This is a genomic window from Cyanobium sp. T1G-Tous, from assembly GCF_024345455.1.
Lineage (GTDB): Bacteria > Cyanobacteriota > Cyanobacteriia > PCC-6307 > Cyanobiaceae > Cyanobium_A.
Map to the genome: position 1 here is coordinate 41,124 of NZ_JAGQBD010000007.1, position 12,921 is coordinate 54,044.

General features: G+C 65.2%; 9 protein-coding genes. 5 read left to right on the forward strand and 4 right to left on the reverse strand.

All coding sequences use genetic code 11. The annotated features are described in order from the left end of the window. Window positions 1-107: 107 nt before the first annotated feature. Both KBY75_RS06070 and KBY75_RS06075 read left to right on the forward strand, forming a co-directional pair. On the forward strand, window positions 108-2,924 hold the full coding sequence (locus tag KBY75_RS06070; RefSeq protein WP_255023335.1) for a cyclic nucleotide-binding protein: 2,817 nt from the start codon (window positions 108-110) through the stop codon (window positions 2,922-2,924). Window positions 2,925-3,170: 246 nt separating this feature from the next. Next, window positions 3,171-4,973, forward strand: coding sequence for a diflavin flavoprotein (locus KBY75_RS06075; protein ID WP_255023367.1), 1,803 nt, complete (start codon window positions 3,171-3,173; stop codon window positions 4,971-4,973). 21 nt (window positions 4,974-4,994) lie between these two features. On the opposite strand, the gene KBY75_RS06080 is transcribed toward KBY75_RS06075, so the two are convergent. Further along, complete coding sequence (locus KBY75_RS06080) at window positions 4,995-6,128, reverse strand: branched-chain amino acid ABC transporter substrate-binding protein (RefSeq protein ID WP_315859066.1); 1,134 nt, start codon at window positions 6,126-6,128, stop codon at window positions 4,995-4,997. A 109-nt stretch (window positions 6,129-6,237) separates the two neighbouring features. Here KBY75_RS06080 and KBY75_RS06085 point away from each other — a divergent pair, with 109 nt between their 5' ends. The 3 genes from KBY75_RS06085 (at window position 6,238) to KBY75_RS06100 (ending at window position 9,301) form a co-directional block, all read left to right on the forward strand. Further along, window positions 6,238-8,034, forward strand: coding sequence for a diflavin flavoprotein (locus tag KBY75_RS06085; protein WP_255023336.1), 1,797 nt, complete (start codon window positions 6,238-6,240; stop codon window positions 8,032-8,034). A gap of 106 nt (window positions 8,035-8,140) precedes the next feature. Beyond that, the gene (locus KBY75_RS15325) at window positions 8,141-8,854 is read left to right on the forward strand and encodes a rubrerythrin family protein (RefSeq protein ID WP_261347253.1); all 714 of its coding nucleotides are present in this window, start codon (window positions 8,141-8,143) and stop codon (window positions 8,852-8,854) included. A 225-nt stretch (window positions 8,855-9,079) separates the two neighbouring features. Next, window positions 9,080-9,301, forward strand: a complete 222-nt coding sequence (locus KBY75_RS06100; RefSeq protein ID WP_255023337.1) for a hypothetical protein — start codon at window positions 9,080-9,082, stop codon at window positions 9,299-9,301. 26 nt (window positions 9,302-9,327) lie between these two features. On the opposite strand, the gene KBY75_RS06105 is transcribed toward KBY75_RS06100, so the two are convergent. The 3 genes from KBY75_RS06105 to gcvH form a co-directional block, all read right to left on the reverse strand. After that, window positions 9,328-9,522 carry a hypothetical protein gene (locus KBY75_RS06105; protein WP_254929651.1) on the reverse strand — a complete coding sequence of 65 codons (195 nt, stop codon included), beginning with the start codon at window positions 9,520-9,522 and terminating at the stop codon, window positions 9,328-9,330. Between the two features lie 80 nt (window positions 9,523-9,602). Continuing rightward, window positions 9,603-12,527, reverse strand: a complete 2,925-nt coding sequence (gene gcvP / locus KBY75_RS06110) for an aminomethyl-transferring glycine dehydrogenase (RefSeq protein WP_255023338.1) — start codon at window positions 12,525-12,527, stop codon at window positions 9,603-9,605. Continuing rightward, a complete protein-coding gene (gcvH, locus tag KBY75_RS06115; RefSeq protein WP_254960702.1) occupies window positions 12,527-12,916 on the reverse strand; it encodes a glycine cleavage system protein GcvH in 390 nt (129 codons plus the stop codon). Before gcvH ends, gcvP begins: the two co-directional genes overlap by 1 nt. Between the last annotated feature and the right edge of the window lie 5 nt (window positions 12,917-12,921).

A 12,921-nucleotide genomic window follows, 5' to 3' on the forward strand; every position in this document is an offset into this window, starting at 1 on the left:
GCCGTCGCCCGCGACGACTGTTGGGCCCTGCAGACACTCGGCTAATTGCCAATCCCAAAAAACAAATCAGGATGAGCTGAAACCCTTGCCATCGGCGGGAAGCCAGATTGATCACTTGGTTCAACCGCTGGTCTGAAGCGCAGGCGCGGATCGCCCGCTGGGCCCTGCTACTCGGCTGGCTCGGGCTGCTCGCTCTGTTGCTGAGGCCGGAACTAGGCCCTGCCTATCGCTCCATCGCCTGCCGGGAGGCGACCATCTACCGTCCCGGCATCGGCAACGACCTCTTCTGGAATGTCGGCCTGCCGCTGGTGATCCTGGCGGTGCTGCTCAGCCATGAACTCTGGCGGCGCATCTGCCCGCTGTCCTTTGTTTCCCAGCTATTCCGAGCGCTGGGATGGCAGCGCACGGTGCTGAACCGCGCCGGCAAGCCCCAGGTGGCGGCGATTTCGGAGTCGTCCTGGCTGGCGCGCCACCACATCCAGCTGCAGTGGAGCCTGCTGATCGCCGGCCTGAGCCTGCGGCTGCTGATCGCCAACAGCAACGGGCCGATCCTGGCCCTGCTGTTTGCAGCCTCCCTGCTGGCCGCCCTGATCAGCGGCTGGGCCTACGGAGGCAAAACCTTCTGCCAGTACCTCTGTCCGTTCGCTCCGGCCCAGCAGATCCTCAGCGGACCGCGCAGCCTGCTCAGCTCCCAGGCCCACTTGGGCGGCGGCAGCAAAACGACCCAGTCGATGTGCCGCACGGTGGGAGCCCAGGGCCAGGACATCAGTACCTGCGTGGCCTGCGCCAAACCCTGTTTCGATATCGATGCCGAGCGCACCTACTGGCAGAGCCTGAGCGGCAAGCGGGGCATGGCCTGGGCCTGGTACTCCTACCCAGGCCTGATCCTGGCGTTCTTTCTGCTGATCCAGAGCGACGCCCCAGCCGAAGCCAGCGGCCATGGGATCGACTACCTGCGCAGCAACCTGTACACCTACGACGGCCGCCTGGCAGCCATGGCGTGGCAATCGCTGCTGCCGGCGGGCTGGCCCCAGCTGCCGCGATTGCTTGCCGTGCCGGCCCTGCTCAGCGCGGGGGGCGTCGTGTCGGAACGGCTGTTCCACCAGATCGAACAGCTGCAACGGAACCAGCTCAGCTCCGCCGCCCCTGAGCTGGCGAAGGAACGGGCGATCCACCGCACCCGGCTGCTGGCCACCTTCACGGCGATCAACACCTACTTCTTCTTCAAGGGCAATCTGCTCGACAGCGGCACAACGCTGCTCTCGCTGAAGCTGGAGCTGAATCTGGTGATCGTGGCTATCAGCTCGGTGTGGCTTTATCGCAACTGGGATCGCGACCGCGGCCTCTACGAACGGGAGAGCACCAGCACCAGCCTGCGGCGGCGGCTGGCCAGGCTCGGACCTGATCTTCAACCCCTGCTGGCCGGGCGCCAACTGGACGATCTCAGCCCGGGGGAGGTGTTCGTGTTGGCCAATGCCCTGCCGGTGCAGGAAACCTCCCAACGCCGCAGCATCTACCTCGATGTGCTGAGGGATCTGATCAGCCAGGGGCGCCTGGATCGCACCGCCTCCCTCAAGGCCCTGGTCGACCTGCGCACCAGCCTGGGGCTCGATGATGCCGATCACCAGAGCGCCCTGGAGATCCTTACCAGCGAAGACGCACGAATCACCAGCCTGAGTGCCGAGGACCTTGCCGGTCTCAACCTCTGCCGCAACGCTGCCGCCCAGGAGATCGAAGACCTGCTGCTCCTGAGCGGATCCACGGTGCTGCATATCGATCGCCTCGATGCCCACGGGCGCGGGCGGCTCAACCGCATCCAGATCGAGAGTGGTCTCGATGACGACAGCTGGGCCCAGCTGCTGAACGACTTCGGCCCCGGATCCCAATTCGGCGAACGGCAGCTCAGCCAGCGATTGCAGCTCGTGAACCAGGCCATGGCCCGCAGAGAGAGCCTCGCTGAAATGAGCCAGCGGCTGCCCCTGGCCGCGCCGCTGGTACTCAGCCTCGACCGCCAGATCGCCCGTTTCCTCCCCGACCTGGTGGCCCTGATCCGCAGTGGCCTTACCGCCCGTGAGGAGCACCGGCCCGATGAAGCCTGCCTAGCCCTATTGCGCGGCCTCTCGCCCAATGTGCTGGCCTTCCTGGCCGCTGAGGATGACACCACCACGGCGATCAACACCTGGCTCGATGGAGTGACGTTGAGCCCGCTCCAGCTGTCCCCCTTACCAGCAGCAGGGGAAATACTGGAAGGGCTCTGGCTGGATACCGACCCCAGCGTGTCGCTGTGGGCCCTGATGGTGCTGCGCCAGCTGGACGCCCCGCGCTCCGAACGCCTGACTCAGACACCCCGCACCGGCCTGCCGACCAGCGCAACGCTGACGGCCTTTCTGCAGGGCGAGCAGCTGGCGAGCCGCGAGATCCTCACGCTGATCACCGAACAGCCCCTGATCCAGCGCCTCGAACCCGGCGCCCTGCTGGCCCTCCATCGCCTCTGCAGCCTGCAGCAGTGGCGTCAGGGGGATCCCATCGAGCTACCAAGCGCTGGGGTATTGATAATTTTAGATGGCTGCTGCGAGCAACGGGAGAGCCTGGTGCCGGGTTCGGCCCCGAAAACGCTCGCCGAGCATCGCGGGGGCTCGATCGTTGGGCTAGCCGATTATTTCGGTGATCACGGCAGTGCGGCGAAGGCCAGATTCGTGGCCGCCTCCCAGGGCTGCAGCGCCCTGGTGTTCATTCACACCGGCTTCAGTGAACTCATCGATGTGTCGCCGATCTTCGAGCAAGCGCTGATCCGCGAATTGGCCTTGCAGTGTGAATCCCTTCAACGCACGCTCCAGTCCGAACGGCAGCAACAACAGCACCAGCGCATGCGGCGCATGGACAGCGAGCAACTGGGCCGATCGCCCGAGGACACAAAGCCATAGCGGTGTTGAGCCAGCGAGCCTGGGGGGCCGAGAATTCAAACCTGATCCCGCCGGCAACAAAGGCGGAGGCGGGCCACAGCATCGACAATCCAGGCCGTGACCCGCTTGGAAGTGAAAGTGGAAATAGAGATGGAGATCCTTAGCGATCCTGGCAACCAACCCCGGCCCAGGGCTGGGTTTGGCCTGGGACAAACCGAGCCCAATGGAGCCTGCCTAAAGTTGCACTACCAAAGCCATCAGGGAGCCATGGAAGTAGCCAGCCACGGCACCAATCAGGCCAGTAGCACCGTTAACGGCAGCACGCCTGCTGCGGTGGGTGGCAGCCGCCTCAGCCTGCAGTGCGAGCCGATCGGCCCGGACACCACCGCGATCCGCTCGCTCGACTGGGACCGCTCCCGCTTCGATATTGAGTTTGGCTTACGCAACGGCACCACCTACAACAGCTTCCTGGTGCGGGGCGAGCGCACCGCCCTGATCGACACCAGCCACCTCAAATTTGAAGGCACCTGGCTGCCGCTGCTGCAGGAGCAGATCGACCCAAAAGCAATCGATCACCTGATCGTTTCCCACACAGAGCCCGACCACTCGGGCCTGATAGCCCACCTGCTCGAGCTCAACCCCGAGATCGAGATCGTGGGCTCCAAGGTGGCGATCCAGTTTCTTGAGAATCAGGTGCACCGGCCCTTCAAAAGCCGGGCGGTGAAAAGCGGCGAAGAGCTCGATCTGGGCACCAACCCCACCAGTGGCGTGGCCCACCGCTTCGAGTTTCTCAGCGCCCCCAACCTGCACTGGCCCGACACGATCTTTTCCTTCGACCACGGCACCGGCATCCTCTACACCTGCGATGCCTTCGGCCTGCACTACTGCTCCGATGACCTATTTGATGTGGATCCGGGGGCGATCGCGCCCGACTTTCGCTTCTATTACGACTGCCTGATGGGCCCCAACGCCCGCAGCGTGCTGCAGGCCTTGAAGCGCATGGATGGCCTGCCGGAGATCAGCACAGTGGCGGTGGGCCATGGGCCGCTGCTGCGCCACCACCTTGGCCTGTGGCTGGGCGACTACCGCGAGTGGAGTTCTCAGCGCAGCACGGGCGAAAACTATGCAGCCGTTTGCTATCTGAGCCAATACGGCTTCTGTGACCGGCTCAGCCAGGCGATTGCCCGCGGCATCGGCAAGGCCGGCGCTGCAGTGCAGCTGGTGGATCTGCGCGCCACCGACGCCCAGGAGCTCAGTGCTCTGATCGGTGAAGCCAGCGCCGTGGTGGTGCCCACCTGGCCAGCCCGGCCCGATGCCGAGCTGCAGGCTGCGATCGGCACCCTGCTGGCGGCCCTCAAGCCAAAGCAGTGGGTGGGCAGCTACGACGCCTTCGGCGGCGACGACCAACCAATCGACACCGTGGCAAGCCAGCTGCGCAGCCTCGGCCAGAAAACTGCCTTTGAACCGTTGCGGGTGCGCCAGGTGCCTGGCGGAAACGATTATCAGCGCTGCGAGGAAGCCGGCACTGACCTGGGTCAGCTGCTCACCAAGGAGAAGACAATCGCCGCGATGAAGTCTCTCGATGCCGATCTCGACAAGGCGCTGGGTCGCCTATCCGGGGGGTTGTATGTGGTGACAGCGCGGCAGGAGACACCGGAGGGGACGCGCAGCTCAGCGATGGTGGCCAGCTGGGTTAGCCAGGCAAGTTTCGAGCCCCCCGGCCTAACGGTGGCGGTAGCCAAAGACCGGGCCATCGAGGCGCTGCTGCAAGTAGATGATCGCTTCGTGCTCAACATCCTGCGGGAGGACAACCACCAGGAGCTGCTGCGCCATTTCCTCAAGCGCTTCCCGCCCGGCGCCGACCGCTTCGCCGGCGTAAGCACCCTCGAGGGCGCCGCCACTGGCGGGCCGGTGCTCGGTGATGCCCTGGCCTACCTGGGCTGCCGCGTGGTGCAACGCCTAGAAGGCCCCGACCACTGGATCATCTATGCCGAGGTGGAGCAGGGCAACGTGGCCGACACCGAAGCCAGCACCGCGGTGCACCACCGCAAAGTGGGGAACCACTACTGATGCTCAGGTGTCGTCCTTGATTCAGGTGTCGTCCTTAATAACGTAGTCACCCTGCCCGTTGACCCTCAAGGCGAACACCGGCACCTTCACGCGGTTGCCCGTGATCGGGTCGATGCTGATGCGTCCGGTCTGCCCCTCGTATCCCTTGGTCTGCCGCAACTGGTCCAGAACCGTCTTGTAGCGGGTGCTACCGACCTCCTCCATCGTTTTATCCAGAAGCTTGAGTGAGTCGTAAGTGAAGGCACCCCAAACGTTGGGTTCGCGATCGAAACGTTCCCTGTACGCGTTCACATAGTTCTGGGCGTCGGGGAGCTGGGCCGACTCAGGCGTGCCGCTGAAGGTGCAGCGGCGGGCCACCTTCAGGCCCGCTTCAGTCACAAAGGCCGCATCCACATTGCTGAGGCACATGAAGGGCTCAGCAGAGGTACCGCTGGCCACCAGGGCGCGGGCGATCTTGCTGCCCTCCGGGTAGTAGCTGCTCGAATAAACCAGCTGGGGATTGCTGGCGAGGGCTTGGGCGATCTCGGCCTGGTAGTCGGCACTACCGGGCGTGATGCTGAAGCGCTTCACCTCGACCCCATCGGCCTTGAGCCCCTTCTCCACCTGATCGGCCAGGTCGCTGGTGAAATCAGAGGGATCCACCAACATCGACACACGCTTCACCTGGCGGGAGGTGATGTAGGCAATATCAACAGGTGCAATCTGATCATTCTTAGGCTGCACAGTCACCCCCAGGCCATCTGTCTGGTTAGTGGAGGTGAGATGTACCGGCAGGATCTTTTGATCCACATACCAGGGCAGGTTGATCACGCCCACACCTGAGTTGTAGGGACCGATCACGGCATCGGCGCCACGGCGCAGCAGGCTACGCGCTACCGGTAGGGCCCGCTCAGGATCGGCTTGGTCGTCAGCACGCAGCAGCTTGACGCGCCGGCCGAGGATGCCTCCCTCAAGGTTGATCTGCTCCGCCGCGAGCTTGGCGCCACGCCACATGTCGCGACCATTGGCACGTTGGTCCCCACTCAGGGGGGCTTCCAGTCCAATCAGCAGGGGATCAGGGCGCGACCAGGCATGCCGTTTGGAGAAGCCGCCATTGGAACGACTTGCATCCCCTGTAAGGAGAAAACTATCGCCAAAGGAAAATGGTTCTTCGATGAAAAGTCGAGCCTGCTACAAGAACGTTAAGGACGCTCCATCGATGGGGCAAGTAAACAAATCGGTCGGGCTGTCTTTCTAGAGTCCTCTCCTCCCCAAAGGGCGAACCATGGGCGCAAAAAACCTGGAGCGTCGGGTGATCCAGCTCCCCATCGAGCCGGGGCTGATCTGCCTCAAGGGGCTGAGCCCCACCCGGCTGCGCTTCGAGGTGGAATACGGCCTGGAGCGCGGCACCACCGCCAACAGCTTCCTGTTCCAGCAGGTGCCCCTGCTGGTCCATCCCCCCGGGGCCTCCTTTGCCGAGCCCTTCCTGGCGGAGCTGGCGAAGCTGGTGCCGGCCGAGGCCCCCTTGAAGGTGGTGGTGGGTCACGTCAACCCCAATCGGGTAGCTCTGCTGCACCAACTGGCGGCCCGCTGGCCCAAGCTGCTGCTGGTTAGCTCCAACGCCGGCGCCAAGCTGCTCGAAGAGCTTTGGAACCTGCAGAAACCGGCCGCCCCCGGCAGCGAAACAACCCCAGAGCCGATCCCAGCGCTGCCTCGGATCGATGTGGTGAAGCAGGAGGCCAGCCGCAACCTCGTCGATGGCCACGTGCTGCGCCTGATTCCCACCCCCACCCCCCGCTGGCCCGGGGCGCTGATGGCCTTCGAGGAGACCAGCGGCCTGCTGATGAGCGGCAAATTTTTCGCGGCCCACCTCTGCAGCGAGAGCTTCGCTGAAGCCAACCGCAGCAGCAGTGAGGAAGACCGCCGCTACTTCTACGACTGCCTGATGGCACCGATGGCGCGCCAGGTGGAGTCGGTGGTGGAGCGGCTCGAAGCACTCGAAATCCGCACCATTGCCCCCGGCCACGGGCCGGCGATCAGCGAGAGCTGGCGCAGCCTGCTCAACGACTACCACCGCTGGGGCGCAACCCAGGAGCGGGCGCGCCTATCGGTGGCACTGCTATTTGCCAGCGCCTACGGCAACACGGCCGCCATCGCCGATGCCCTCGCCCAGGGGGTCGCCCGCACCGGCGTGCGGGTGGAGAGCATCAACTGCGAGTTCACGCCACCTGAGCAGCTGCTGGCGGCGATCCGCAGCTGCGATGCAATCTTGATCGGCTCTCCCACCCTCGGCGGCCATGCCCCCACACCGATCGTGTCAGCCCTGGGCACGGTGCTAGCTGAGGGCGACCGCAGCAAGCCGGTTGGGGTCTTTGGCAGCTTTGGCTGGAGCGGTGAAGCCCTGGATCTGCTGGAGAGCAAGCTGCGCGATGGCGGCTTCCACTTCGCCTTTGAACCGATCAAGGTGAAGTTCAGCCCCGATGCGGCCAGCCTCAAAGCCATCGAAGAAACCGGCACCGCCCTGGGCCGCCAACTGCAGAGCGAACAGCGCAAGGTGCAACGCCGAACCGCCAGTGGCGGCCTCAGCGAGAGCCGCAGCAATCCAGCAGTGCAGGCCCTGGGCCGGGTGGTGGGCTCCCTGTGCGTGCTCACCACCAGCAAAGGGGAGGGGGGGAGCCGCCTCAGCAGCGCCATGGTGGCCAGCTGGGTGAGCCAGGCCAGCTTCTCGCCACCAGGCTTCACCGTGGCCGTAGCCAAAGACCGGGCGGTGGAGGCCCTACTGCACGTCGGCGATCGCTTTGCTCTCAACGTGCTGGCCGCAGGGCGTGAAACCGGTCCGATGAAGCAGTTTTTGCAGCCGTTTGCCCCAGGCGCCGACCGCTTCGCCGGCCTGGAGCTCGAGCACAGCCCCAGCGGCCAACCGCTTCTACCTGAGGCCCTCGCCTGGCTGGACGCCACGGTGCAGCAGCGCATGGAATGCGGCGACCACTGGCTGCTGTATGCCCAGGTGAGCCAGGGCGGCGTGCTAGACGCCAGCGCCACCACGGCCGTGCACCAGCGCCGCAGCGGCGCCAACTACTGAGAACCGCAAGGCCCGGGGCCATCGAGCCACGCCAGCAGGGCTAACTCATAGTCGTTTCGACTTCGGGCAAGCTAAACTCTCCATTAACTGCAACACCTGCCAAGCCATGGATATCGCCAAGCCCAGCACCAAGGCGAATCTTGAAGCCGCTTTTGGCGGCGAGAGCATGGCCAACCGCAAATACCTATTTTTCGCGGAGGTGGCCAAGCAGGTCGGCAACCCCGAGCTGGCCAAGCTGTTTCGCGATACCGCTGCCCAGGAAACAGAGCACGCCTTCGCCCACTTCCGGCTGCTCCATCCCGAACTCGTCATCGACGATCCCGCCAACCTCTCCGGCGAGAAGAAGCAGGCCCTGCTCAACCGCTGCCTGGAGCTCGCAATCGAGGGCGAAACCTACGAGTACACCACCATGTATCCGGAGTTTGCCGACCAGGCCCGCATCGATCGCGATGGCGAAGCCGCAGCTGAATTCCAGGAGCAGATCGACGAATCACAGCAGCACGCCGGCATCTTTCGCACCGCCGCCAAAAACTTCGGCCTGCTGACGCCGATCGAGCAGCACCACGCCGAGCGCTATGGCATCGCCCTCGAAGCCCTGCAGGGCAAGGGGGTGGCCGGAGAGGCAGACGAGCCCGTAGCGGGCAAGTGGATCTGCAAACTGTGCTCGATGATTTACGACCCCACCGCCGGCGACCCCGATTCCGGCATCGCTCCGGGCACCCCCTTTGAAGCGATCCCCGACGACTGGCGTTGCCCGATCTGCGGCGCCCGCAAGGCCAGCTTCGTGCCCTACCGGGAACCCCAACTTCTGGGCGTTTGATACCCCAACCGGGCTGCAATTTTTGTAGCCCAGCACACCTTCTTCACCTATCGCTACGACGAGGGCAACAGAACAAAAACCCAGTGCTCCAAAGGGGTTTCAGGGGTCTAGGACTAGACCCGCCCAGGTTTTTTGCAGGGTGTAACGGCAATCCCAAAGCAATTCAGTAAACGGCCGCAAATTTGCCGCAAGCCCGCTGCAATGGCTGCAGTTTTGACCCCAGGGATGGCCAGCGCCAGCACAGCTATCGCCTCAACTGGCAACCATCCCCGCGGGGTGCGGGCAACGGTGCGTTATCGGGGGTTCGTGCTAATTCCCCAGGCCGATTTCACCTGGCTGGTGCGCCCGGAGCGCAGTCCCATGCATCTGCTGCCATTTCGGGCCCCCGCCAGCTCGCTGGCTGACGTCAAAGCCCTAGTTGATTGGCGCTTGGACGAAGCAATTTAAGCGGCTTGATTTAGCCAAACCCAACTTCAAGCTGCCTGGGGGGGTGGCGTTGGATCGTGGTGGATATGAAAAGGCAGCACCAGGGTGGCCCAGTGATCGGGGCGCTGGGGACGGGGGCGGCGGGAGCGACGCACACCAAAAGGAACACGCACCACGTTGGTGCCCTCCACCCGAAGCACCTGGCCCGTTCCTGTACCAGTTCCGTCGTTGCTGCCCTTCATGGTCCCGAAGATGAATGGCTTAGGCGCTGATTTTGCCTGTTAAGAGGCGTCAAGCCCGCACAGTGTGCGTCATGACGGCACTAAAGAACAGTGGCAGCTGCCACCACTTGGGCCAGTTCCTGCTCTGCCAGCGCCTGCCCTGCAAGCTCCTCCATGCTCGGGCAGGTGCACACCAGGTTGCGATCGCCGTAGGCGTTGTCAATCCGGGCCACCGCCGGCCAAAACTTCGATAGGCGCTGATCCTCACCAGCCGGAAATGCCGCCTGTTGGCGGGTATAGGGCCTGTCCCACTGGTCGGCAGTCACGGCGGCCAGGGTGTGGGGGGCTCGCTTGAGGGGGTTGTTGAGGGGATCGGCGCTGCCGGCCTCCAGCGCCGCGGCCTCCTGGCGGATCGCCACCATGGCCGCGCAGAAGCGGTCGAGCTCAGCGAGCGACTCGCTTTCCGTGGGTTCCACCATCACCGTGCCCGCCACTGGCCAGCTCACCGTGGGGGCATGAAAGCCGTAGTCCATCAGACGCTTGGCCAGGTCATCGACCTCCAGGCCGCAGCTGCGCTTGAGCGGCCGCAGATCGAGGATGCACTCGTGGGCCACGCGCCCGCCCATGCCCCGGTAGAGCACGGGGAAGTGGGGCTCCAGGCGGGCGGCCAGCAGGTTGGCAGCCAGCAGGGCCACCTGGCTGGCCTGGCGCAGGCCCGCGCCGCCCATCATGCGGATGTACATCCAGCTGATCGTCAGAATCGAAGCACTGCCCAGGGGTGCCGCAGCCACAGGCCCCACCCCTCCGCACTCAACCCCTACGGCACCCGGCAAGAAAGGCAGTAGATGGGATGCCACCGCAATCGGGCCCACGCCGGGGCCGCCGCCGCCGTGGGGAATGCAGAAGGTCTTGTGCAGGTTGAGGTGGCAGACATCGGCGCCGTAGAGGCCTGGCTTGCACAGGCCCACCTGGGCGTTGAGGTTGGCACCATCGAGGTACACCTGGCCGCCGCGGGCGTGCACCAGCTCGCAGATACGGCGAATAGCCGGCTCAAACACGCCGTGGGTGGAGGGATAGGTGACCATCAGCGCCGCCAGCTGCTCGGCGTGGGCAGCGGCCTTGGCCTCCAGGTCGGCGAGATCGATGTTGCCGGCCTCGTCGCAGGCCACCGCCACCACCTGCAGGCCAGCCATCACGGCGCTGGCTGGGTTTGTGCCATGGGCGCTGGTGGGAATCAAACAAACGGTGCGATGGGCTTCCCCCCGGCTGCGGTGCCAGGCCCGGATCGCCAGCAGGCCGGCATATTCCCCCTGGGAGCCGGCATTGGGCTGCAGCGACACACCGGCAAAACCGGTGATCAGCGCCAGCCAGCGCTCCAGATCCGCCGCCAGAAGCTGGTATCCGGCGGCCTGCTCAGCCGGGGCGAAGGGGTGCAGCTGGCTGAAGGCCGGCCAGCTCACCGGCGCCAGCTCGGCGGCGGCATTGAGCTTCATGGTGCAGCTGCCAAGGGGGATCATCCCGTGCACCAGAGATAGATCCTTGGCTGAAAGGCGCTGGATGTAGCGCAACAGATCGGTTTCACTGCGGTAGCGGTGGAAGACGCTCTGCCGCAACCAGGGCTGCTGGCGCAGGGGCATGGCCGGGCCAGAAGGCGGGCTGTTGCCCAGCTCCCGCCAGGGCTCAGCGCAGCCAGCCAGCGCCAGCAGCAGCCGCTCCAGCTCCGCGGCGCTGCTCAGCTCATCAAGGCTGATGCCAACGCCATCTTCTGCCTGGTGCAGGTTGAAGCCGGCCGCCAGGGCAGCGGCCACCAGCACCTCGGCCTGATCCGGAGGCAGGGGCAGCCACACCGTGTCAAAACCCTGGCCCGGCAACACCGGCAGAGCGAGGGCCTCCAGGCCAGCCACAAGGTCCGCCCGCAGGCTGAGCAAGCGCCGGGCGATCGCCTCGAGGCCATCAGGGCCATGGTGCACGGCATAAAAGCCAGCCATCACAGCCAACAGCACCTGGGCGGTGCAGATGTTGCTGGTGGCCTTGTCGCGGCGGATGTGCTGTTCGCGGGTCTGCAGGGCCAGGCGCAGGGCCGGCTGGCCTGCCGCATCCAGCGAGCGCCCCACCAGGCGGCCGGGGATCTGGCGCTTGAACTGCTCGCCCGTGGCAAAAAAAGCGGCATGGGGACCACCAAAACCGAGCGGCACCCCCAGGCGCTGGGCGCTGCCGACGGCGATATCAGCGCCGAGGTGACCCACCGGCTCCAGCAGCACCTGGGCCAGGGGATCGATCGCCACAGCCGTGATCACCCCGGCCTGGCGGGCGCTAGCCAGCAGTTCGCTGGGATCCCAGAGCCGGCCCTGGCGGCCAGGCAGCTGGATCAGCAAACCAAAAGCATCCGCTGGCATGGGGGCTGCAGCCAGCGACTCGGCTGCCACCAGCTCGAGCTGGATGCCCAGGGGCTCGGCCCGGGTTTGCAGCACCGCCAGGGTCTGGGGGAACACGGCCCGATCCACCAGAAAGCGCACTGCAGCGGGGCGCTTGCAGACAGCGCTGGCCATGGCCATGGCTTCGGCCGCGGCGGTGGCCTCATCCAATAAGGAGGCATTGGCGATCGGCAGGCCGGTGAGCTCGCTGATCAGGGTCTGAAAATTCAGCAGGGCCTCAAGCCGGCCCTGGGCAATTTCGGCCTGATAGGGGGTGTAGGCGGTATACCAGGCGGGGTTTTCAAACACCTGGCGCTGGATCAGCGCCGGCGTGGCGGTGCCGTAGTAGCCCTGGCCGATCAAGCTGCGCTGCAGCTGGTTGGCCGCAGCGATCTCGGCAAGTTCGGCCAGGGCCTGGGCCTCACTGCAGGGCTCGGGCAAACCCGCAGCCGAGGCCGCCGGATCTAGAAGCAAATCGGCGGGCACCACCTGGGCGGCCAGGGCCTCGAGGCTGGACGCTCCGAGTTCCGCCAACATCCGCTGCTGCTCAGCGGCGCTCGGACCGATATGGCGCCCAATAAAAGAGAGGTCTAGTGCGTCCGCAGCTGCCATCAGGCGCCTTGCACCTTGGCCGAGTAGGTGGCCGCATCCAGCAGGCCAGCGAGCTGGGCCGGATCAGCTGGCTGGAGCACCAGCAGCCAACCCTCACCGTAGGGATCGTTCTGCAGCTCCTCCGGGCTAGCGAGCACCGCCTCATTGCGGGCCAGCACCACACCGCTCACCGGCGCCAGCAGATCTTCCACCGCCTTCACCGATTCAACGCTGCCAAAACTGGCCCCCTGAACAAGGCTGGCGCCCACTGCAGGCAGCTCGACAAACACGATGTCGCCGAGCTGGTCGACGGCGAAGGCACTCAGACCCAGCCGCAGCCTCTCGCCCTCAGGGCGCACGTATTCGTGGCTGTCGGCGTAGCGGCAATCACCGGGGATGGGGAGCGCCATCACGC